This window comes from Streptomyces sp. NPDC002884 (genome assembly GCF_040295245.1).
Classification (GTDB): domain Bacteria; phylum Actinomycetota; class Actinomycetes; order Streptomycetales; family Streptomycetaceae; genus Streptomyces.
Window position 1 is genome coordinate 231,330 of the sequence record NZ_JBEOVB010000005.1, and the last position, 22,070, is coordinate 253,399.

16 protein-coding genes are annotated in these 22,070 nt (G+C 70.6%); 11 read left to right on the top strand and 5 right to left on the bottom strand.

All coding sequences use genetic code 11. From position 1 onward, the window contains the following. Positions 1-327: 327 nt before the first annotated feature. Both ABT070_RS13395 and ABT070_RS13400 read left to right on the top strand, forming a co-directional pair. The gene (locus ABT070_RS13395) at positions 328-1,311 is read left to right on the top strand and encodes a helix-turn-helix domain-containing protein (RefSeq protein ID WP_351758966.1); all 984 of its coding nucleotides are present in this window, start codon (positions 328-330) and stop codon (positions 1,309-1,311) included. A 72-nt stretch (positions 1,312-1,383) separates the two neighbouring features. Continuing rightward, positions 1,384-1,866, top strand: a complete 483-nt coding sequence (locus ABT070_RS13400; RefSeq protein ID WP_351758969.1) for a DUF456 domain-containing protein — start codon at positions 1,384-1,386, stop codon at positions 1,864-1,866. A 119-nt stretch (positions 1,867-1,985) separates the two neighbouring features. On the opposite strand, the gene ABT070_RS13405 is transcribed toward ABT070_RS13400, so the two are convergent. The 5 genes from ABT070_RS13405 to ABT070_RS13425 all read right to left on the bottom strand — a co-directional run bounded on the left by ABT070_RS13405 (position 1,986) and on the right by ABT070_RS13425 (position 9,324). After that, positions 1,986-2,498 carry a methylated-DNA--[protein]-cysteine S-methyltransferase gene (locus ABT070_RS13405; protein WP_351758972.1) on the bottom strand — a complete coding sequence of 171 codons (513 nt, stop codon included), beginning with the start codon at positions 2,496-2,498 and terminating at the stop codon, positions 1,986-1,988. Continuing rightward, complete coding sequence (locus tag ABT070_RS13410; protein WP_351758975.1) at positions 2,495-4,042, bottom strand: AlkA N-terminal domain-containing protein; 1,548 nt, start codon at positions 4,040-4,042, stop codon at positions 2,495-2,497. The genes ABT070_RS13405 and ABT070_RS13410 overlap by 4 nt, the downstream gene beginning before the upstream one ends. A 476-nt stretch (positions 4,043-4,518) precedes the next feature. After that, positions 4,519-5,619: a ribosome small subunit-dependent GTPase A gene (gene rsgA, locus ABT070_RS13415; RefSeq protein ID WP_351758978.1), complete on the bottom strand. Its 1,101-nt coding sequence runs from the start codon at positions 5,617-5,619 to the stop codon at positions 4,519-4,521. Between the two features lie 536 nt (positions 5,620-6,155). Further along, positions 6,156-7,664, bottom strand: coding sequence for a cellulose binding domain-containing protein (locus tag ABT070_RS13420; RefSeq protein ID WP_351758981.1), 1,509 nt, complete (start codon positions 7,662-7,664; stop codon positions 6,156-6,158). Between the two features lie 340 nt (positions 7,665-8,004). Next, complete coding sequence (locus ABT070_RS13425) at positions 8,005-9,324, bottom strand: radical SAM protein (protein ID WP_351758983.1); 1,320 nt, start codon at positions 9,322-9,324, stop codon at positions 8,005-8,007. A gap of 150 nt (positions 9,325-9,474) precedes the next feature. On the opposite strand from ABT070_RS13425, the gene ABT070_RS13430 reads away from it, so the two are divergent. The 9 genes from ABT070_RS13430 to ABT070_RS13470 all read left to right on the top strand — a co-directional run bounded on the left by ABT070_RS13430 (position 9,475) and on the right by ABT070_RS13470 (position 21,723). Next, positions 9,475-10,719: an FAD-binding protein gene (locus ABT070_RS13430; RefSeq protein WP_351758986.1), complete on the top strand. Its 1,245-nt coding sequence runs from the start codon at positions 9,475-9,477 to the stop codon at positions 10,717-10,719. A 152-nt stretch (positions 10,720-10,871) separates the two neighbouring features. After that, positions 10,872-12,125 (top strand): ROK family transcriptional regulator, encoded by a 1,254-nt coding sequence (locus ABT070_RS13435; protein WP_351758989.1) that lies wholly within the window; start codon positions 10,872-10,874, stop codon positions 12,123-12,125. Between the two features lie 862 nt (positions 12,126-12,987). Then, positions 12,988-14,244 carry an ABC transporter substrate-binding protein gene (locus ABT070_RS13440; RefSeq protein WP_351759631.1) on the top strand — a complete coding sequence of 419 codons (1,257 nt, stop codon included), beginning with the start codon at positions 12,988-12,990 and terminating at the stop codon, positions 14,242-14,244. Between the two features lie 20 nt (positions 14,245-14,264). Then, on the top strand, positions 14,265-15,230 hold the full coding sequence (locus tag ABT070_RS13445; protein WP_351758992.1) for a carbohydrate ABC transporter permease: 966 nt from the start codon (positions 14,265-14,267) through the stop codon (positions 15,228-15,230). Next, positions 15,227-16,132 (top strand): carbohydrate ABC transporter permease, encoded by a 906-nt coding sequence (locus ABT070_RS13450; protein WP_451099871.1) that lies wholly within the window; start codon positions 15,227-15,229, stop codon positions 16,130-16,132. Before ABT070_RS13445 ends, ABT070_RS13450 begins: the two co-directional genes overlap by 4 nt. 12 nt (positions 16,133-16,144) lie before the next feature. Further along, a complete protein-coding gene (locus ABT070_RS13455; RefSeq protein ID WP_351758994.1) occupies positions 16,145-19,018 on the top strand; it encodes a glycoside hydrolase family 2 TIM barrel-domain containing protein in 2,874 nt (957 codons plus the stop codon). A 100-nt stretch (positions 19,019-19,118) separates the two neighbouring features. Beyond that, positions 19,119-20,114: an ABC transporter ATP-binding protein gene (locus ABT070_RS13460; RefSeq protein ID WP_351758997.1), complete on the top strand. Its 996-nt coding sequence runs from the start codon at positions 19,119-19,121 to the stop codon at positions 20,112-20,114. After that, positions 20,114-20,917, top strand: a complete 804-nt coding sequence (locus ABT070_RS13465) for an ABC transporter permease (protein ID WP_351758999.1) — start codon at positions 20,114-20,116, stop codon at positions 20,915-20,917. Before ABT070_RS13460 ends, ABT070_RS13465 begins: the two co-directional genes overlap by 1 nt. Continuing rightward, a complete protein-coding gene (locus tag ABT070_RS13470; RefSeq protein WP_351759002.1) occupies positions 20,917-21,723 on the top strand; it encodes an ABC transporter permease in 807 nt (268 codons plus the stop codon). Before ABT070_RS13465 ends, ABT070_RS13470 begins: the two co-directional genes overlap by 1 nt. Positions 21,724-22,070 lie beyond the last annotated feature (347 nt).

Genomic DNA, 22,070 nt, shown 5'->3' on the forward strand with positions numbered 1-22,070 from the left:
CCGCCCGGCGACATGGGTGACCCGGGCCCATATCCCCTATGCGCCCCTGCGCGTCATGAGCCGGATCACGTTCTGGAAGGTTTCCGGGCGGTGGCGTGGTGGCCGACCGGCCCGAGCCTGCACGGCGTTCGGGGACCTCCGCTGTGGATGTTCAGTGGATGATCACGTGTTTCCGCCGTGGCCACACCTTGGCAGAGTGACCGGCGGTACGGCGATGATGTGTGGCGGCGGGTTTACGCCGTGGCAGTTTCCCGCCACTCATGGGACGTCAGAACACTCACGGGACGTCAGACCACTCACGGGACGTCAGAAGGAGAGAGACCCCCGATGCTGGGAGCGATAGGGCTGGACGAGAAGCACGAGTCGGCGTACCGGGCGCTGGTGTCCGTGGGCGCCGCCGACGTGCCCGACCTGGCGCGTCGGCTGGCCCTCGGTGAGCACGACACCGAACGCGCACTGCGCCGGCTGGAGCGCCACGGCCTCGCCGCGCAGTCCTCGGGTCGCCCCGGTCGCTGGGTCGCCGCGCCTCCGGGCGTCGCGCTGGGCGCGCTGCTCACCCAGCAGCGGCACGAGCTGGAGAAGGCGGAGCTGGCGGCGGCCCTGCTCGCCGAGGAGTACCGGGCGGCCGCCGCCGAACCGGCGGTGCACGACCTGGTCGAGGTGGTGACGGGCGCCGCCGCCGTCACCCAGCGCTTCCTTCAGATCCAGCTCGGGGCGAGCGAGGAGGTGTGCGCGCTGGTCACCGGTACCCCGGTCGCCGTGACCGGTGGCGAGAACGACGCCGAGGAACAGGCGACCGCCCGCGGGGTGCGCTACCGCGTCGTACTGGAGCGGGCCGTGCTCGACCAGCCGGACGGCATGACGGAGCTGACCGCCGCGCTGAACCGGGACGAACATGTGCGGGTGGTGGACCGGGTGCCGACGAAGCTGGTCGTCGCCGACCGCTCGCTCGCCCTGGTGCCGCTGACCGGCCGCTCGGCGGAGCCCGCCGCGCTGGTGGTGCACGCCAGCGGGTTGCTGGAGCTGCTGTCGGGCCTGTTCGAGTCGGTGTGGCGGGAGGCGCTGCCGCTGCGCCTCGGCGCGGCGGGTGTCGTCGAGCGGGCCCAGGACGGTCCCGACGCCACCGACCTGGAGATCCTTTCCCTGCTGCTGGCCGGGATGACCGACGCGAGCGCGGCCAAGCAACTCGACCTCGGGCTGCGGACCGTACAGCGCCGGGTGAAGAGGCTGATGGAGCTGACGGGAGTGACGACCCGGCTGCAACTGGGCTGGCACGCGTACGAACGCGGCTGGGTGGCCCGCGAGCACTGACCGTGCAGGTCATCGGTCCGAGGCCGTACGCCTTGACCTGCGCCTTCTCCCTGACTCGGGCACCCTGGGCAGATGGGAGTGTCGCAACTCCTGCTGGTCGGACTGGTCATTCTGCTCGGCCTGTGCGGAGTGCTGGTGCCCGGCGTGCCGGGGTCGTGGCTGGTGTGGGCCGCGGTCCTGTGGTGGGCGCTGGAGGATCCGCAGCCGGTCGCCTGGGTCGTACTGGTCGGCGCCACGGTGACGCTGTTCCTGTCACAGGTGGTGCGCTGGACGCTGCCGCCCCGTCGGCTGCGGGAGAGCGGCGCGACCCCCCGGATGGCGGTGTACGCGGGGCTCGGGGCGTTCCTCGGCTTCTTCCTGCTCCCCGTGATCGGCGCGATCCCCGGCTTCATGGGCGGCATCTACCTCTCCGAGCGTCTCCGCCTGGGCCGTCCCGGCGAAGCCCGGGCCGCCCTGCGCACGGCGATGCGCTCGGGCGGCTCCAGCGTCCTCACGGAGCTGTTCACCTGCCTGCTGATCATGGGGGCGTGGCTGGGGACGGTGCTGTGGGGATGACGTGACCCCGCAAGGATGACGTGTCCCGGCAGGGATGACGTGTCCCGGCAGGGATGACGTGCCCCCGCAAGGATGACGTGTCCCGGCAGGTATGACGCGTCCCGGCTGCGGCCCCTCGATCAGACGGAGGCCCGGAACGGCTCCTGGAGCGAGCCCTCCAGCGTGAGCAGCTGCACCTTGCGCTCCAGCCCGCCCGCGTACCCCGTCAGTGAGCCGTCGGCGCCGATCACCCGGTGACAGGGGCGCACGATCAGCAGCGGATTCGCCCCGATCGCCCCTCCGACGGCCCGTACGGCCATCCGCGAGGCGCCGACACGGGCGGCGATCTCACCGTAGGTCGTGGTCGCCCCGTAGGGCACGGAGTCGAGGGCGGCCCACACGCGCTCACGGAACTCGGTGCCGTCGCTGCGCAGCGGCAGCCGGAACTCCTTCAGCTCGGCGGCGAAGTAGGCGGCGAGCTGCTCCGTGGCGGCGCGGAAGGGCCCGGGGTCGCGCAGCCAGCCGTCCTGGACGGTCCGCCCGCCCTTCTGCCCGGGCACGGAGACAGAGGTCAGCGTGGCGCCGGCGTCGGCGGTGAGCAGCAGGGGGCCGAGCGGGCTCGGCACGCTGGTCCAGTACGTCAGGTCGGTCATCGTTCCTCCGCGGCGCGCAGATGGTGCAGGGCGTAGGTGCGCCAGGGGCGCCAGGTGTCGGGGACGTCCGGGCCGGGCGGCGCGACGTCGGGGTCGCCGAGGGCACGGGCACGGATCTCCGCGATGGTACGGGCGTCCAGCCCGGGCACCGCGAGCAGCGCCGCCTGGGCGTCGTCCCGGTCGACACCCGGGTCCAGCCGTACGGTGCCGTCGGCGAGGGCGGCGGCCAGGGCCCCCAGCGGACCGCCGAACACGGACCCGGAGGCGGACGCGGACGCGGGCTCGGCCCCGGACCCCGACGCGGACCCGGGCTCGAACGGGGGCTCGGCCCCGGACCCGGGCCCGGGCCCGAACGGGGACGCGAACGGGGACGCGGCCCCAGCCCCAGACCCGGACCCGGACCCGGACTCGGACGCGGCCTGCGCCAGGGCGGCCGGCTCGGGGAAGAGGTGGGTGAGGGCCCCACAGGGTGCGTCGAGGGCCTTGCCGTAGGCGCGAACGAGCCGTTCCGCCGCCGCCCGCCCCACGACCGCCCGCACCGCGTACTCCTCCGGATCGGCGGCCCCGGGCGCACGCAGCCCTGGCCGGGCGGCGACCAGCGGCGCGAGCCGCGGATCGGCGCCGAGCCGCTCGTCGACGGCGTACGGGTCGGAGTCGAGGTCGAACAGCCTCCGCAGCCGCTGGACGGCGGTGGTGAGGTCGCGCGGGTCGGTCAGATGCAGCCGCGCGTCGAGCCAGCCACCGGGATGGACGGCCGACGCCCGGCCCGGGTCCCCCGCCCGCTCGTCCACGGCGACGATCCCGGTGCCGTACGGCAGCCGCAGCGTCCGACGGTAGGTACGCCCGCCGGGCGGCCCGCTCACCTCCTCCACCCCGGCCACGGCCTCCCGTCGCAGCAGGTCGAACACGGCGCCCGCGTGATACGGGCCCCGGTGGGCGAGCCGCAGCGGGATCCCGGCGGACGGGGTGGCGGTGCGTCGGGTCGCACGTACGGCGGCCCGCAGCTCGGTCGGGGTCGTCGCGTACACGGTCCGGACGGTGTCGTTGAACTGGCGCACGCTGGCGAACCCGGCCGCGAAGGCGATCTCCGTGACCGGCAGGCCCGTCGTCTGGAGCAGGACCCGCGCGGTGTGCGCGCGTTGCGCCCGGGCGAGGGCGACCGGGCCCGCGCCGAGCTCGGCGGTGAGCTGCCGCTGCACCTGGCGGGCGCTGTAGCCGAGCCGTACGGCGAGCCCGGTGACGCCCTCCCGGTCGACGATGCCGTCACCGATCAGGCTCATGGCCCGGCCGACGACATCGGCACGCGCGTTCCAGTCGGCCGATCCCGGCACGGCGTCCGGACGGCACCGTCGGCAGGCCCGGAAACCCGAGCCCTGCGCGGCGGCGGCCGTCGCGAAGAAACGCACGTTGTGGCGTTTCGGCGTCACGGCGGGGCAGCTGGGCCGGCAGTAGATACCGGTGGTCTCGACGGCGAAGAAGAACTCGCCGTCGAACCGGGCGTCCCTGCTGCGGACCGCCTCGTAACGCGTGTCCTGGTCCGTCATGGACTCCAGTCTTCGTGCCCGGGAGGGCCTGTGCTAGCGGAAATCGGACGTGACGCTGAACCGGAAACGACTTGCCGGCCCGGCAGGGCCGTTACCGGACGGGCAAGCGTTACAACCCCCACGCACGCGTTTCCGAGGCGGGGAAGCGGTTTCCAAAACAGGCACGCGTTGACCGGGACCAGCAAGCGTTACCGGAGCAGGAGTGGGAGCAAGGCATGGGCTCTCGTCGCTGCGGGCCGGACTCGGCTCGCAACGCGTGTTTCCGGGAACGGGAAGCGGTTTCTGGCCCAGGCGCGTGTTGCCCGGGAACGGCAAGCGTTACCGAAACAGGCGCGCGCCAATCAAGACCCAGCAAGCGTTGCCGAAACTGGCACGCCTCGCCGGACCCCGCACGCGTCACCGGAACAGGGACGCGTCGGCCGGGTCCGGCAAGCGTTACCGGAACTGGCAAGCATTACCGGAGCAGAGAAGCGGCGTTACCGCGGAGGAGCGGGTCGCCACGGCCCGCGCCCCCGCTTCGCCTCCCCGGCGGCCCGGCCGGCGGCCTGCTTGCGCTTCCAGTCATGGCGGACGTCGGCACGCAAGCGGGCGTCGGACTTGGCGACGATCCACTGGTTCTCCCGGACGAGCTTGTGGTAGCTCTCCAGCCGGCGCGTCGGCAGCTCCCCGTCCTCGACCGCCGCCCGCACCGCGCATCCCGGCTCGGACTCGTGCGCGCAGTCGTGGAACCGGCAGTTTCTGGCGAACTCCTCGATCTCCGAGAAGACCTGTCCGACCCCGGCGCCGGCGTCCCAGAGGCCGACGCCGCGCAGTCCGGGTGTGTCGATCAGGACGCCCCCGCCGGGCAGCGGCAGCAGATTGCGGGTGGTGGTGGTGTGCCGCCCCTTGCCGTCCATGTCGCGGGTGGCCTGGACGCCCATCACGTCTTCGCCGACGAGCGCGTTCGCGAGCGTCGACTTGCCCGCGCCGGACGCCCCGAGCAGTACGGACGTGCCCCGCCCGAGGAGCGCGGCGAGTTCCTCGACGCCGTGGCCGTCGCCGTCACGCGCGCAGACGGTGAGCACGGGCACGCCGGGCGCGCTCCCCTCGACGTCGTCGACGAGGTACGACAGCGCGACCGGATCGGGCACCAGGTCGGCCTTGGTGAGCACGACGACGGGCTGGGCGCCGGACTCCCAGGCCAGCGCCAGGAACCGCTCGATGCGACCGAGGTCGAGTTCGACGGCCAGGGACATCGCGACGACGGCGTGGTCGACGTTGGCGGCGAGGATCTGTCCCTCGGACCGCTTGGAGGAGGTGGAGCGCACGAAGGCGGTACGGCGCGTCAGAAGTGTCTGTACGTACCGCGGGTCGACGTCCTCGGGGTCGACGGCGACCCAGTCGCCCGTGCAGACGACCTTCAGCGGGTCACGGGGAACGACGAACTCGGTGTCGGCGCGCACGATACCCGCCGCGGTGACGACATCGCACAGCCCACGGTCGACCCGCACGACGCGGCCGGGCAGCAGGCCCTGCTGGGCATACGGAGCGAACTCGGCTTCCCGGTCGGCGTCCCAGCCGTACGCGGCAAGCGACAACGGCGCAGCCGAAGCAGAGGAAGGAGTGGAAGAAGAAGTCGAGGCGGAGGAGGACGTGGAGGTGGAGGTGGAGAAATGCAAGGGAAACCCTTCACAGGGACGGCCCCGGCAGTGCTCGCGTACGCGAAGCGGAAGAAGTGGTCAGCCGGAGACCGCGGAGGTGGAGTGAACGAACGTCTGGTCGCTGCGAACAGCACCCTTCTCGGCGACAGTCATCGGTCACACCTCCCGTTCCTCATGTTCCTCACACGACTGACAGCGCGGCCGTCGGCCCCGCTCGATGCTCACTCAGGATAGGGGCGCCGGAAGCCGGTTGCCACCCCATTACCGTCCACTCGGCGATCTCGTGCGACCGGCCGGTTCGCCTTCACGCGCCGGCCCTGCCCGGCAGGGCGACCCGGCCGCCGGGCACGGCAGAGAGGGGGCGGGAAAACCGCCCCCTCTCCGTTTCGTCTCCGCTCAGTGTCCGTCCTGCGCCCGATCCCCGTTGTTCCGCGCTCGTCTCCGCGGGCGCCGCCCTGTTCGGCCGACGTACGTCAAGAGCTCGTGCACGTCTGCCCGTTGAGGGTGAACGCGTACGGCGCGCTGTTCTTGTTCTGCCAGGAGGCGAGGAAACCGAAGCTGAGCGTGCCGTTCGCCGAGACGGACCTGTTGTAGTCGGCGGCGGTCGCGGTGACGCGCGAGCCGTTCTGGGAGAGGCCCGCGTCCCACATCTGGTCGACCTTCTGGCCGTCGCGGAAGGACCAGGCCACACGCCAGGAGTCGAGCGTCACGGCGGTGGTCACGGTGACGGTGGCCTGGAAGCCGTCGGGCCACTGGTTGACGAGGTCGTACGTGACCTCGCAGACCGCGGTGTCCTCGCTCCCCCCTGCGCCGGCGGTGGCCGAGGAGGTGCCCTGGGGCTCGGGATCGGGCTTCCCCGCGCTGTCGCCGCTCGTCTCCGAGGGCGTACCGCTCGCGGACGCGGCCGGGCCGGACGAGGACGGAGCGGCGGAGGTGGCGGGATCCGCGGACGGCAGGACGGAGCCGGGGCCGGCCACCGGGCTGCTGTCCGCGGGACTGCCCTGGGCGACGTTCTCGCCTCCGGTGCCGCCGGTGCCGCCGCCCGTGTCACCGGGCATCATCGACACGGCGAGCGCCACCACGGAGACCAGGACGGCGGCGGCGAGCATTCCGCCCCGCAGCACTCGTGCCCTGCCCGCGGCGGCCTGCGCCGCCGCGCCCTCGGCGTCCAGCGCGTCGGGGCGCCCGGCCCCGAGGCGCACCTCGGCGGCCCGGCGGCGGCGCTCCAGGTAGGCGAGGCCGCCCCAGCCGATGACGCCCTGGGCGAGGGCGGCGGGCAGCCCGCCCCCGTGCAGCCGCAGACAGGCGGCGGCCTCCGCGCACTCCACGCAGGTGGCGAGATGGCGGGAGAGGTCGGGGGGCGTGTCGGCGGCGGGCGAGCGGGTGACGGCGTCCAGGAGCCGTACGTAGCTACGGCACTCCGCGTCCATCGGCGTGTCGAGGTGGTTGCGGTGGCAGCGGTCCCGGAACAGTCCGCGGACCTGGTTCAGCTCCTCCACCGCGGTGGTCGGGTCGAGGCCCTGCCGGCGGACGACGGCGTGCAGCGGCAGTGCCTCCACCTCCGCCAGCCACAGCAGGGCGGCGTCCGGTTCCTGCATGTCACGCAGTCCGCGCAGGGCGATGGGACGACTCAGGGGCGGTCCGACGTACCGTGCGGCCTTGTCGGAGTTGAGCCACAGCCGCAGATCGGGGTCGAGTTTGTGGCCCTGTCCTCGGGCCTCCCAGGTGGCGGCCGTGGTGCGTACGGCGGTCAGCAGCAGCGGGATCCGGGGCAGCCGGGACGAGCGACGGCCGGCACCTCGTGCGGTACCGTCCTCGGCGGCACGGGCCTCGCGTATGCCGAGCGCGAAGGCCTCACGGGCCAGTTGGTTCGCCGCGGTCGAGCCGGACGTGCACAGGTCGGCGTACGACAGGACGGCGTCCCAGCACTCGGAGAACAGCGCGGCCTCGGCGGCGTCCTTCGGGGTCGGCAGGTCGGGCATGAGTCTCCTGCATCCACAAGCGAGGTCAACTCACCATGACGGCAATGGAGTTGGGGGGAACCTCGCGGCAGGGGCAGAGCTTTTCACGTTTCCAACACAACTGACAAGCGCCCTGTTCAGATGTCATGTCAGGACAGCAGGACAGACGGCTGAACGGGACGACGAGAAGGCGGCCGCGCCCGGTACTCCGGCCTGTAGTACGGACGCGGACCGCCCTGTGTTCAACACCGGCGCCATGTTGCGACACCGATTTCGCGAACTCTTCCGCGGATTGCCCCGCGGAGTGCTCCGCGGATTGCCCCGCGGGCTGCTTCGCGGACCGTGGAGACCGTTGCGCGGACTATACGGTCGCCGAGTCCTCTGCCGGAAGGCTGTCCATGAAGGAACTCACGGAGAACACCGCGCGGCCGGGGCCGGGCTGTCCGTAGCCGGGCGGCGAGGCGAGACCGAACTCGTCCATGGTGGCGCGGTAGGCCTCCAGTAGCCGGATGTGGTATTCCAGCGGCGCACCCTGCGGGTTGGCCTTGCCCAGCGGGGTGGTGGGCTCCGGGCACCAGGTGGTGAAGCGCGGCGTGATGCCCTGCGACATGAAGAAACGCAGTCCCTCCGTGGTGGAGGCGATGGCCTCGTCCACGGTGGTGAAACCGAACGGCTCGGCCATCTCCACCCCTGCGACGAAGTTGGGGATCACGTTGCGCGCGCCGAAGATCTCCGCCGAGTCCAGGATCCGCTTGTGCCACTCGTCGCGGCCGACGTAGCGCTCCTTGCCCGGGCAGTGCAGCTTGAACAGGTACTCGTCCCACACCTCGTAGTTGGGGTGGTAGATCTGCACGCCGTAGTCCTTGAAGCGCTGCACGTCGTCCTTCGGCAGCGCCTGGGCGACGACCTTGCCGATCCAGCGGCCCGGAAAGCGCTCCTCGATGGCCTTGGCGTAGTGGCCGTAGAAGTCGGCCTCGTCGCGCCCGGCGACCGTCTTGGTGATCGCGCCGCCGGTGAGGGTGTAGGCGGTGGAGGTCTTCGCGGTGTCGTACCGGTCGATGATCTCCAGGGCCTCGAGGACCTCCTCGACGTCCTTCACGCCCGTGTACGGGCGGCCGGCCGCCTTGTGCTGGCGCCAGTTGTGGTTGATGTCGCAGTACTGGCACTCCTCCTTGGCGCCGAAGTACTGACACACCCGGAAAACGGTCAGATAGATCAGGTAACCCCACTGGATGGTCGGGGCGACCTCCATGACGGACTTCCCGTTGGAGAGCTTGTGCCGGTAGTACTCCGGCATCGGCGGCACGCCGACGTCGGCGATGCGCTTTCCGTCGAGGTAGAGCCCGAGCAGACCCTCGTCGTCCGCCGCGACGCGGTACGGGGAGGACGGATTCACCCGGACCGAGACAACCGTCCGCCGCAGGTCGTACGGGCCGCCCGTGAGGATGATCTCCTCCGGCGGGCGCCGCAGCGCGGCCTCGCCCAGCTCGGGCAGGGTGCCGTGGTCGAAGGAGAAGATGAAGTAGGACTTCGGTTTGACGTCGCCAGACTCGTTGTCGCTCAGCGCGGAGGGGTCGAAGGCCACACCTCCGCGCAGCAGGTCCTCCTTGAAGACGGCCTCCCGCGGAACATGCGGAAACCGCTCCATCAGATCCTCGACCAGCGCGGTACGGCTGCCCATCCCTCTCTCCTCCCGGCTCGGGCGTACGACTCCTCACGGTATGCCCCCGGCGGCGCGGAGGTGGGGGCGGGGGGTCTCGTGTTGCGGGCAGGGTAGGTTCCACCTGGGAATTCCGGGTTCTCGATCTCCTCCGAAGGGGCGAGCAGTCGCATGACCGAAACCGTTACCAACTGGGCCGGCAACATCACCTTCGCCGCCGGTGAGCTGCACCGTCCGCGCTCCCTCGACGCGCTCCGCTCGCTCGTGGCGGGAAGCGGGCGGGTGCGGGTGCTGGGCAGCGGGCACTCGTTCAACGAGATCGCCGAGCCCGGCGGCGACGGGGTACTGCTGTCGCTGAGCGCCCTGGACGGTGAGGTCGACGTCGACACGGCGGCCCGGACCGTACGGGTCGCGGGCGGGGTCCGGTACGCCGAGCTGGCGCGCCGCGTGCACGAGCGCGGGCTCGCGCTGCCGAACATGGCCTCCCTGCCGCACATCTCGGTCGCCGGTTCGGTGGCGACCGGTACGCACGGGTCGGGGGTCGGCAACGGCTCGCTCGCCTCGGCCGTGCGGGAGGTGGAGATCGTCACCGCCGACGGTTCGACCGTCGTCATCGGACGCGGCGACCGGCGGTTCGGCGGGGCCGTCACCTCGCTCGGCGCTCTCGGGGTGGTCACCGCGCTCGTCCTCGATCTCCAGCCCGGCTACGAGGTCGAGCAGCATCTGTTCACCGAACTTCCCCTGGACGGGCTGGACTTCGAGACCGTCGCGGCGGCCGCGTACAGCGTCAGCCTGTTCACCGACTGGGGTGCGCCCGGCTTCCGGCAGGTGTGGTTGAAACGACGCACGGACGAGTCCCTCGCCGACTTCCCGTGGGCCACGCCGGCCGTGGAGGCGCTGCATCCGGTGCCGGGGATGCCGGCGGTCAACTGCACCGAGCAGTTCGGGGTGCCGGGGCCGTGGCACGAGCGACTGCCGCACTTCCGGGCGGAGTTCACGCCGAGCAGCGGGAACGAGCTGCAGAGCGAGTACCTGCTGGCGCGCCGGCATGCCACCGAGGCGCTGCATGCGATCGACGGCATCCGGCAGACGGTCGCCCCCGTCCTCCAGGTCTGCGAGGTGCGTACGGTGGCCGCCGACGAGCAGTGGCTGAGCCCCTCCTACGGGCGGGACACCGTGGCGCTGCACTTCACCTGGGTCGAGGACACGGCGGCCGTGCTCCCGGTGGTGCGGGCGGTGGAAGCCGCGCTGGAGCCCTTCGAGCCACGGCCGCACTGGGGCAAGGTGTTCGAGGTCCCGGCCGACGTGGTGCGCGGGCGCTACCCCCGGATCGACGACTTCACGGCTCTCGCGCGGGTGCTGGATCCGGCCGGGAAGTTCACCAACGCCTTCGTCCGGGACGTCCTGGCGGGCTGAGTGCGCGCAGCCTCCCGGCGACTTTATAAAGCCCCTTTCCTAACCCCTTGTCGAACGGTTCGGCAGCCCATAACCTGGCGCGGCGCCGGTGCCGTCGCAGTGCGGGCCCGCCCGGCGCGGAAAGGCACGGAAGGGATGAGGGGGCACGCTCCATGAAGCGCGGCACATCACGTGACATCCGCACCGCGAACCGCTACGAGGTGCTGCGTCAGATCATCGCCGCCTCGCCCACCTCCCGGCAGGAACTCGCGGCCGCGACCGGTCTCTCGCTCGCCACCGTCGCCACCCTCGTCGGCGAACTGCTCGACCTCCGCATGATCACGGAGGTCGGGTTCGAGGACTCGGCGGGGGGCCGCCCCCGGGGTCTCGTGGCCGTCAACGCGTCGGGGGGCGCGTTGATCGGCGTGGACATCGCGGAGACGTACGTCCATGTCGAGCTCTTCGACCTCGCGCTGAACGTGCTGGCCCGCGCCGAGGAGAACATGCGGCCCGGCGAGAGCCGCCCCGAGCAGGTGGTCGGCCATGTCGCCGCAGCCGCCGGTTCGGTGGTCGCCCAGGCCGGGGTCGAGGCCGCCCGGGTGCTCGGCGTCGGGGTGAGCGTGCCGGGGCAGGTGGACCGCGCCACCGGCATCTCCGAGTACGCGCCCAACTGGGACTGGCACGACGTGCCGTTGCTCGACCTGCTCTCCGAACACATCGCGTATCCCCTGTACTTGGACAACCCGCTGCGGGCCGGCGCGGTCGCCGAGCTGTGGTTCGGGGCGGCGCGCGGGCACGGGGACGCCGTGGTGGTCAACCTGGGCACGGGAGTCGGGGCCGGCCTGGTCCTCGGCGGCGGGCTGCACCGGGGCGTCAGCAACAGCGCGGGCGAGTGGGGGCACACCACGCTCGTGCTCGACGGGCGGCTGTGCCGCTGCGGCAACCACGGCTGCGTGGAGACGTACGTCGGCGCGCCCGGCATCATGCAGAACCTGAGGGAACTCAGCCCGCGGAGCCCGCTGTTGCATCCCGATGACCAGACCGCCACCATCGACGCCCTGGCCGCCGGGGTCGCCGCGAACGACCCGGTCGCCGTCAAGGTCGTCCGCGACACCGCCCGCTACCTCGGCGCGGGCATCGCCAACCTGGTCAACGTGCTCAACCCCGAGGTGGTCGTCCTGAGCAGCTGGGTCGCCGCCCGGCTCGGCGAACCCCTCCTCGACGAGGTGCGGGAGGCCGTCGCCCGGCACGCGCTGAAACGTCCGCTGGCCGCCAACCGGATCGTCCTCTCCCCCATCCCCACCGACCCGGCCTGTCTGGGCGCGGCGACGTTCGCCCTCGAAGGGGCGTTGCAGTCGGTCGGGCAGAGAAACGCCAAGCGCGCCGCTTTCGCCGCCGCCAGGAGCCGTACCGCACCGCCCGCATGAGCCATGCGGAACCGCACCACCTTCACGCCGCAGGAAGGGATGCAGTGTTACGGGAACCGACAACGCCGTACGTCCCCCGCCCGGGAAAACCCGGGAAACCTGAGAAACTCGGGAAACTCGGGGAACTGAAGAAAAGCCAAGAAAACCGGCGATTCACCTGCCGTGAAGGAGCTCCCGCCGGAAACCGCTCTCGCAAACCGCTACCCGCCGACGCGGCTGATTCCCGCAACGGCACCGGCACCGGCACCCGCACCCGCACCCGCGCCTGCTCCCCCACCGGCCCCGCCCTCCCCGCACGGACGGCGGCGGCGGCGAGCAGTCCTGCCGTACGCCGCCAAGGGGGCGCCCGGCGCGGCCCCCGCTCAGCGACCGACCGGCCGTCGGGGGCCGAGACGGCCCTCGCGCTCACCGACGACGACACCCCGAGCCGGTCGCCGGACATCGGCGGACAGCGCGCCGGCCGGACGAACGTCGAGCGCCCCGCTGCCGCCGACCGGACGGTCGCCGGCGGCTCGGAAGTGATCCTCCACCGCGGCACCCGCGAGGCCTACGAGGCCGTGGCCAGGCGATAGCCGTCCAGGGATCCCCCTGACCGAGGGCCGCCGGCCCTGACACCGGCGGCCCTCAACCCCCTTTTCACGCACCCGCGTTACCCCTGCGGCCAGCGCTCCACACCCTTTGCTGCGACCCCTCTCGTTCGCCATGCCGAACCGATCACAACGCTTCGAACAGACTTCGTCCAACCCCTTGCCGAAGGCTTAGCCGAAGGTTAACGTCCCGCTCCGCGACAGGAATTGAGCCACCTTCGCCGCGCCACAGAGCCGTAGCCGCACTTCGAGACAAGGACGTCGCCATGTCGGCAATGAGCAACAGCAACTGGTCCCGCAGGTCCCTCTTCCGAGCCGCCGCGGGCATGGCCGCCGCCGGCACGCTCGCCGCCTGCGGCGGCAACAACGGCCGCAGTGGCGGCGCCGGTTCGGGTGTCGGCCTCACGCAGTACTTCCACGCGTACGGCGAGGCGGGCACCGAGCAGGCCATCAAGAAGTACGCGAAGGCCTACGACAAGGCCGACGTGACCACGCAGTGGATCACCAGTGCCGACTTCGAGAGCAAGCTCTTCGCGACCCTGCTCACCAAGAACGCGCCCGACCTCTTCGAGTTCCACCCGCAGATCCAGATGATCAAGAGCGGTCAGGTGGCGGACCTGACCGACATCATCGAGCCGGTCAAGAGCGACTTCAATCCGGCCGACATCCAGTCGCACACGGTCGACGGCAAGATCTACGGCGTCCGCATGATCGACGACCCGCAGTTCTTCTTCTACCGCAAGTCGATGCTGGAGAAGGCCAAGGTCGAGGTGCCGACCACGCTCGACGAGCTGATGGAGGCCGCCGCCAAGCTCACCACCGGCAAGGTCAAGGGCCTGTACATGGGCGACGACCTGCACAGTGTCATCAACCCGATGATCTGGTCGGCCGGCGCCGACACCCTCGACGAGAAGAACGAGATCGCCTACCACACGGACGGCGTCGTCGAGGGCATCAAGAAGATGCGCAAGCTGTTCACCAGCGGCGACCTTCTCCTCGGCGCACCGACCGCGTCCTGGGACCCCTCCTCCCTCAACCAGGGCCTGTGCGCCATCCAGTTCTGCGGCATGTGGGCGATGCCGGGGATCCAGGCCGCGCTCGGCGACGACTGGGGGGTCTTCCCCTTCCCGAAGACCATCGACTCCGGCAAGCAGTCGGTCTACAACGGCGGCTGGTCGATGTTCGTCAACGCCAAGGGCGAGAACGTCGAGGCCGCCAAGGAGTACGTCAAGTGGCTCTGGATCGACCAGAAGAAGTACCAGGAGGAGTGGGCCACCGACTTCGGCTTCCACATTCCGCCGCGCACCTCGATCGCGCAGGCCGCCACCAAGCTCAAGTCGGGCAACGCCGCTGAGGGCGTCCGGCTGTTCACCGAGTTCGGGCACTTCGACAACATCGGCTGGACGCAGGCCATGATCACCTCCCTCGAGGACGTCTTCGCCAACAGCGTCCGCAAGGACATGGACCCGGAGGCCGCCCTCGACAAGGCCGACGCGGCCGTCAACCGCGAGCTCAAGAAGCTGTTCGGATAGGCCGCGGGACGGATCACGACATGTCGACGACCGAGACGCGCGACCTCGCGCGCCCCGCCGCGGCGAAGGCCTCACCGGCCAAGCCGCGGCGGGGTCTGCGGGGCAGCCCCACCTTCAACTTCTGGCTCTTCACCGGACCGTTCCTGATCGGTCTGGCGATCTTCGTCTACGCGCCGATCCTCTGGAGCCTCTGGCTCAGCTTCTTCGAGGCCCGCTTCACCGTCACGCCCGACAAGTTCGTCGGCTTCGAGAACTACACGTACATGCTGACGAACGACGACTTCGTCGGCTCGCTCGGCACCTTCACCGCCTTCGCCGCCTTCATCGTGCCCACCACCTGGGCACTCTCGCTGGGGCTGGCCCTGCTGGTGAACCGGCTGCGCTTCATGCGGGCGTTCTTCCGGTCGGTCTTCTTCCTGCCGACCGCCTGCAGTTACGTGGCCGCCTCGCTGATCTGGAAGATGTCCATCTTCAGCGGGGTCCGGTTCGGCCTGATGAACACGGTCCTCGGCTGGTTCGGGATCGAGAACATCGCCTGGCTGGTCGACCCCAATCCGCCCTGGTACTGGGTGGTCATCGTCAGCGCGCGTCTGTGGCTGCAGTCCGGCTTCTACATGATCCTGTTCATCGCGGCGCTGCAGAACATCCCGGACGAGCTGTACGAGGCCGCCGCCATCGACGGCGCCAAGCCGGGCTGGCAGACCTTCCGGTACATCACCCTGCCCCAACTGCGCGCCACGTCCACCGCGGTGATCCTGCTGCTGCTGATCGCCGCCTACCAGGCCTTCGACGAGTTCTTCAACCTGCTGTCGAAGACCACGTGGGGCCGTCCGCCCCTGGTCGAGCTGTACTACAAGGCTCTGGGCGAGAGCCAGGACTACGGTGCCGGCAGCGCGGGCGCGGTCATCCTGACCGTGCTGATCTGTGTCGTGACCCTGCTCCAGGGCAAGTTCCTGGGCTTCGGAAGGGGGGAGGAGTCCAAGTGACCACCACATTGCCCGAAGCACGGGAGTCCGCGCCGCCGTCGGACAGGCCCCGCCGCGGCGGTCGCGGCGGTCGCGGCGGCGGTGTGATGAGCTCCACCGGCCTCTACATCGCCACCGGCGTCGCCTGCTTCTTCTTCCTGGTCCCGTTCTACCTGCTGGTCCGCAACGCCCTCTCCACGGACGCCGAGATCACCGGCGAGAACTGGAAGTTCTTCCCCACGGACATCCAGTGGGGCAACATCAGCGAACTGTTCACCGACGAGACGGTGCCGTTCGCCCAGTCCCTGTGGAACTCCGCGGTCGTGGCCACCCTGCACACCGTCGGCGTCCTGCTGGTGTGCTCCCTCGCGGGCTACGGTCTCGCCCGCATCCCCTACCGGCACGCCAACAAGGTCTTCTACGCCGTCCTGGGCACCCTGATGGTCCCGACGGCGGTCACCTTCGTCCCGAGCTTCGTCCTGGTCTCGTCGCTCGGCTGGGTGGACACCTACCGGGGCCTCATCATTCCGGGTCTGTTCAGTGGTTTCACCTGCTTCCTGTTCCGGCAGTACTTCCTGGGGTTCCCCAAGGAACTGGAGGAGGCGGCACGGGTGGACGGCCTGGGCTACTGGGGTGCGTACTGGCGCATCGTGGTGCCCAACTCGCTGAACTTCTTCGCGGCGATGGCGACCATCACCTTCATCAACGGCTGGAACTCCTTCCTGTGGCCGCTGGTCATCGGCCAGGACCCGGGGTCGTGGACCGTCCAGGTCGCGCTCTCCAACTACATGACCAACCAGACCGTCGTCTTCCATCTGATCTTCATGGCCACCGCCTTTTCCATCCTGCCCCTGGTGTTCGTGTTCCTCTTCCTCCAGCGCTGGCTGGTCCAGGGGATCGCGCAGACCGGCATCAAGGGCTGACCCAGGAGACCGATGACCTTCCGTACCACGGCCGCCGACTACGTCGAGAACGTCTCACCGGGCAGCGGGGCCCTTCCGCCCCGCGCCTGGTATCCCGCATCGAGCGCGAAGTCCCTGTCACTGAACGGACGTTGGCGACTGCGCAGGTCGGCGACGGCCGACGCCGAGGACGACTCGTTCGCCGAAGACGGTTTCGACGCCTCCGGCTGGGCCGAGGTCGTGGTGCCGGGTCACTGGGTCCTCCAGGGCGACGGGGCCTTCGGCTCGCCCGTCTACACCAACCATCTCTATCCCTTCCCGGTCGACCCGCCCCGGGTGCCGACCGAGAACCCGACCGGCGACCACCTGAGGGTCTTCGACCTGCCGGCGGGATGGCCCGACGTTTCCGAAGGCGGTTTCCTTCTCCGTTTCGACGGTGTGGAGTCCTGCGCCCGCGTCTGGCTGAACGGAAGGGACATCGGCGAGTTCAAGGGCTCGCGGGTGGCGCACGAGTTCGCGGTGGGGCACCTGCTCAGGCCGACGGGCAACGTCCTCGCGGTCCGGGTCCACCAGTGGTCGGCGGGCTCGTACCTGGAGGACCAGGACCAGTGGTGGCTGCCGGGCATCTTCCGTGACGTCACCCTGCTGCACCGCCCCGCGGGCAGCGTGCTCGACTTCTTCGTGCACGCCTCCTACGACCATGTCACCGGTGAGGGCACCCTGCGCGTCGACTCCGATGTCGACGGGCGGGTGTCCGTACCGGCCCTGGACATCGATGTCGAGACCGGGGAAGCGGTTACGGTACCGGTTCGGCCGTGGACGGCGGAGACCCCCGCGCTGTACGACGGCGAACTGGTGACGGAGGGCGAGCGGGTACCCCTGCGCATCGGTTTCCGTACCGTCGAGCTCGCCGACGGCCTGATCAAGGTCAACGGCCGGCCGATCCTCTTCAAGGGCGTCAACCGGCACGAGTGGCACCCCGAGACGGGCCGGGCCCTCGACCTGGAGACGATGCGCGCGGACGTGCTGCTGATGAAGCGGCACAACATCAACGCCGTCCGCACCTCGCACTACCCGCCCCACCCGGCCTTCCTCGGCCTGTGCGACGAGTACGGGCTGTGGGTGATCGACGAGTGCGACCTGGAGACCCACGGCTTCGTCGAGCAGGACTGGCGGGACAACCCCGTCGACGACGACCGCTGGACCCCCGCGCTCCTCGACCGGGCCGCGCGCATGGTCGAACGGGACAAGAACCATCCGTCGGTCGTCATCTGGTCCCTCGGCAACGAGGCCGGCACCGGGCGCGGTCTGACCGCGATGGCCGAGTGGATCCGCGACCGCGACGACTCGCGTCTCCTGCACTACGAGGGCGACACCGACTGCCGTGACACGGACGTCTATTCGCGCATGTACGCCTTGCACGACGAGGTGGAGCGCATAGGGAAGGGACTGGACGGCGGCACCCGGAAGCGACGCCGACTGCCCTTCATCCTCTGCGAGTACGCCCACGCGATGGGCAACGGTCCGGGTGGACTGGCCGACTACCAGCGGTTGTTCGAGGCGCACGAACGCCTCCAGGGCGCCTTCGTCTGGGAGTGGATCGACCATGGCATCAACCACCCTGAGCTGGGCTACGCCTACGGCGGCGACTTCGGCGAGGAGCTGCACGACGGGAACTTCGTCTGCGACGGTCTGGTCTTCCCGGACCGGAAACCGTCGCCGGGCCTGGTCGAGTACAAGAAGGTGATCGAGCCGGTCCGTATCGAGGGAGACGGTACGGGCGGGACCGTGCGGGTCACCAACGCGTACGACTTCTCGGACCTCTCCCATCTGGAGTTCGAGTTCTCCCACCAGGTGGACGGGTTTCCCACCGGTGCGAAGGCACTCGGCGTCGGACCCCTCGGTCCCGGCGAGACGGCCGAGATCGAGCTCCCGGCGGGCCCCGACGGCCGGGGCGCCGAGGTCCGGTGGACGGTCCGCGCACTGCTCGCCGAGGACACTCCGTGGGCGCCGAAGGGGCATACGGTGGCGTGGGGCCAGGAGGCGGTCGCCCCCCGCGCACCCGTGACCGTCACCGCCTCGGAGGGGCCCGTCCTCGGTGAGCGGCTGATCAGGCTCGGCCCCGGCGCCTTCGACGCCCGTACCGGTGAGCTGAGAACGATCGGCGCCGTCGACGTGACCGGACTGCGTCTGGACGTGTGGCGGGCGCCGACCGACAACGACGACGGCGCCCCCTGGCAGGACGACACGCGCTACGGCGTGCTGTGGCGCTCGTACGGTCTGCATCGCATGCGGCACCGCCTGGACGGCGTCGAGCCGGGTGCCGACGCGCTGACCGTACGGACCCGGGTCGCGCCGGCCGCCCGGGAGGCGGGCCTGCGCACCGTGTACCGCTGGACGTCCGACGGGACACGGCTGAAGCTGACCGTGTCCGTGGCGCCCGAGGGCGACTGGAAGGTGCCGCTGCCCAGGATCGGCGTCCGCTTCGGGTTGGCGTCCTCCGCGGGGCACGCGCAGTGGTTCGGCGGCGGCCCCGGCGAGGCCTACCCGGACACCAGGACCTCGGCCATGCTCGGCCAGTGGGACGGGAGCATCGAGGAGCTCCAGACCCCGTACGTGCGGCCGCAGGAGAACGGCGCCCGGGCCGACGTCCGCTGGGCGGAGCTCGGCGGACTGCGGATCGAGGGCGACCCGGAGTTCTGGTTCTCCGCGCGGCGCTGGACGACCGAGCAACTGGACGCGGCGCGGCACCTGACGGACCTCACCCCCGGCGACACGGTCTGGGTCAACCTCGACCACGGCCAGCACGGCATCGGTTCCCAGTCCTGCGGCCCGGGCCCGCTCCCGCGGTACTTCCTGAACGCCGAACCCGTCGAGTTCTCCTTCGTGTTCTCGGAGATCGATTAATCGATTGACCATTTGATCGACATTCCGACACGGTGATGACGTCTCCCGCGGCCGGCCGGCTCCCAGCCTGCCGGCCGCGCTGCACTTGGAGGTTGAACAAGTGATCGGCAGCATCGAGGTGCGCGACCTCTCCCGCACCTTCCACACCACCGTCCGCCGACCCGGCCTCGCCGGCGGCCTGCGCTCCCTGGTCAACCCCGAGCGGGTCGCCAAGCACGCCGTCCGCGACATCACCTTCGACGTGGCCCCGGGCGAACTCCTCGCCCTGCTCGGCCCGAACGGCGCCGGGAAGTCCACCACCATCAAGATGCTCACCGGCATCCTCACCCCCACCTCCGGCGAGGCACGCGTCGCGGGGGTGGTCCCGTACCGGGAACGAGAACACAACGCCCGCAACATAGGGGCCGTGTTCGGGCAGCGCACCCAGCTGTGGTGGGACCTGCCGGTGCGCGAGTCGTTCGCCATCCTGCGGGACATCTACGAGGTACCGAGAGCCGAACACGCCCTCCGCCTGCGGGAGTTCGACGCCCTGCTGGACTTGTCCTCCTTCTGGGACACCCGCGTGCGCCACCTCTCCCTCGGCCAGCGCGTGCGCTGCGACCTCGCGGCGGCGCTGCTGCACGACCCGCCCGTCGTCTTCCTCGACGAACCGACGATCGGGATGGACGTGGTGGTGAAGGAACAGGTCCGCGAGTTCCTGCGCCATCAGGTCGAACAGCGCGGCCGGACCGTCCTGTTGACCACCCATGACATGACGGAGGTCGAGCGGCTCGCCGAGCGCGTGGTGCTGATCAACCACGGACGGCTGGTCCTGGACGGCACCCTCGACGAGATCCGCCGCACGTTCGGCTCGACATGGCAGGTGCGGGCCACCCTCGCCGACCCGCGCACCGAGGTCCTGGCACTGCCGGGCATCGCGGTGCTGCGACACGACGGCTCCCGCGTGGTGTTCGGACCGGACGGACCCGGCGCGCCGACGGTGCACCAGGCGCTCAAGTCGGTCATCGAACGGTACGAGGTCATCGACATCGCCCTGGACGAGGCCGAGTTGGAGGACGTGATGCGGGCCGCGTACGTGCAGGCCGGGGACGCGTGATGGCGGTCCCGCACGCCTGGCGCACGGCCCGGGTCACCCCGCTCGGCGAGTTGCACACTCCGCCCCGGATGACCGCCGCCCTGCTGCGACTGGCCGTCCAGGTGGTGCTGGTCGCGTCCCTGTGGCACGGCCTGTACGCCCACACGGGAACCACCGCCGGAATGACCCGCGACCAGGCGGTCACCTACGCCGTGCTGGCCGTACTGGCCTCCCGGCTGCGGGAGCTGGACCAGTACGCGGCCCGGGACACCGTGATCCAGCACATGCACTTCGGCACCATCGTCTACTGGTACCTGCGCCCGCTGTCGCCCCAGCGCTACTACGCCCTGCGGGCGCTGGGCGAGCAACTGTACGGTCTGGCCTGGGCCTTGACCGGTTACGCGGTCTGCCTGGCCGCCGGAGTGGTGGATCCGCCCGGCTCGGCCGCCGTGGCGGGGGTGTTCGCGCTGAGCCTCCTGCTCGGCCAGTGGATCCTGTACTACGTCATGCTGGCCATCGACCAGCTGTGTTTCTTCACCCTGCGCAACAACGCGGCGATGCTCATCCTGATCTTCGCGCAGAACCTGCTGTCCGGGGTGTACGCACCGCTGTGGTTCTTCCCCGACTGGTTCGTCACGCTGAGCGGTTTCCTGCCGTTCCAGGCCACGCTGAGCGTTCCGCTGTCGCTCTACGTCGGCCGCATCCCGCTGTCGGACGCCGTCCCCGCCCTGCTGGTGCAGGTCGCCTGGGTGGCGGTACTGGCCCTGTTCACCCGGCTGGTGTGGCGACTCGCCGCCCGGCGGGTCATCTCCCAAGGAGGCTGATGCCCTTGAAAGCCGTACGCCTCGCATGGCGCATCACACGTCTCAACTTCCGTGCCCAGCTGGAATACCGTTCCGAGTTCCTGATGATGGTCGCGATCGGCGCCGTCTGGCAGGTCTCGGTGATCGTGTTCGCGACCGTGCTGCTGGCCCGTTTCAGCGGGATGGGCGGCTGGGACAGCTCCGACGTGCTGCTCATCCCGGCGACCCGGATGCTCGCCCACGGCCTGTTCGTCCTCTTCCTGGGACGCATGCACGGAATCGGTTACTTCATCCAGGAGGGCCAGATCGACGTCTGTCTGGTGCGGCCCATGCCGGTGCATCTCCAGGTCCAGCTGCGCATGTTTCCCACCAACGCCATCGGCGATCTGACCGTAGCGGCGGGTCTGATGGTGGCGGCGCTCGGCCGCAGTCACCTCGACTGGACCGCGGGCCGGATCTCCTACCTCGTCGCGGCCGTGCTCGGCGGCATGCTGCTGGAGGCCGCACTGTTCACGGCGGTCGCCTCCGCCGCTCTGCGTTTCCCGACGGCCGACTACTGGGGCCGCTGGCTGGAGGAACTCCTCGGCACGTTCGGCAGCTACCCGCTCAACGTGCTGCCCAAGGCGGTGGGCGGCCTCCTGACGTACGGCCTCCCCCTCGCGTTCGTCGCGTACTTCCCGGCCGCCGTGCTGACCGGCCACGGCCACACCACCGGTGTCCCCTACTGGCTGGCGGCGGCCTCCCCGCTGCTGGGCCTGCTGGCGTACCTCGGCTCCCGGCTGCTGTGGCGATGGAGTCTGGGGCACTACACGGGGGTGAACGGCTGACCGAACACCGCAGGACGAGGGCCGGCCGCTGCCGCGCGGGGGCCGGTCACCGCCGGGTGGGGTCGGAACACCGCCGGGCCGCGCTCGGGAGTGGCGCGTCGGGGCGGTCAAGCGGCCGCGCCGACGCCTACCTGCCGCCCCAAGTCCCTTTGGCCCCCTTGGCCGCTTGCCCCCGGCAGCCCTGCGCGCGTCACCGGCGACAGGGGGGTGAGCACTCGCATCCCCCTCTCTCCCCGAGGAGCCGCCGTGCCCCACACACCGGGCTGTCGAACGGGCTCGATCCGAACGCCTGAGAGGAGCTCCTGCGGATCCTGAGGGGCGACGCTCACCTTATTGAAGTGCCGTCG

What these genes read in the sequence shown, in the direction of transcription:
- ABT070_RS13395 (WP_351758966.1), top strand. Translation starts at nt 328, where the DNA reads ATGCTGGGAGCGATAGGGCTGGACGAGAAGCACGAGTCGGCGTACCGG.
- ABT070_RS13400 (WP_351758969.1), top strand. Translation starts at nt 1,384, where the DNA reads ATGGGAGTGTCGCAACTCCTGCTGGTCGGACTGGTCATTCTGCTCGGC.
- ABT070_RS13405 (WP_351758972.1), bottom strand. Translation starts at nt 2,498, where the DNA reads ATGACCGACCTGACGTACTGGACCAGCGTGCCGAGCCCGCTCGGCCCC.
- ABT070_RS13410 (WP_351758975.1), bottom strand. Translation starts at nt 4,042, where the DNA reads ATGACGGACCAGGACACGCGTTACGAGGCGGTCCGCAGCAGGGACGCC.
- ABT070_RS13420 (WP_351758981.1), bottom strand. Translation starts at nt 7,664, where the DNA reads ATGCCCGACCTGCCGACCCCGAAGGACGCCGCCGAGGCCGCGCTGTTC.
- ABT070_RS13425 (WP_351758983.1), bottom strand. Translation starts at nt 9,324, where the DNA reads ATGGGCAGCCGTACCGCGCTGGTCGAGGATCTGATGGAGCGGTTTCCG.
- ABT070_RS13430 (WP_351758986.1), top strand. Translation starts at nt 9,475, where the DNA reads ATGACCGAAACCGTTACCAACTGGGCCGGCAACATCACCTTCGCCGCC.
- ABT070_RS13435 (WP_351758989.1), top strand. Translation starts at nt 10,872, where the DNA reads ATGAAGCGCGGCACATCACGTGACATCCGCACCGCGAACCGCTACGAG.
- ABT070_RS13440 (WP_351759631.1), top strand. Translation starts at nt 12,988, where the DNA reads ATGAGCAACAGCAACTGGTCCCGCAGGTCCCTCTTCCGAGCCGCCGCG.
- ABT070_RS13445 (WP_351758992.1), top strand. Translation starts at nt 14,265, where the DNA reads ATGTCGACGACCGAGACGCGCGACCTCGCGCGCCCCGCCGCGGCGAAG.
- ABT070_RS13455 (WP_351758994.1), top strand. Translation starts at nt 16,145, where the DNA reads ATGACCTTCCGTACCACGGCCGCCGACTACGTCGAGAACGTCTCACCG.
- ABT070_RS13465 (WP_351758999.1), top strand. Translation starts at nt 20,114, where the DNA reads ATGGCGGTCCCGCACGCCTGGCGCACGGCCCGGGTCACCCCGCTCGGC.
- ABT070_RS13470 (WP_351759002.1), top strand. Translation starts at nt 20,917, where the DNA reads ATGCCCTTGAAAGCCGTACGCCTCGCATGGCGCATCACACGTCTCAAC.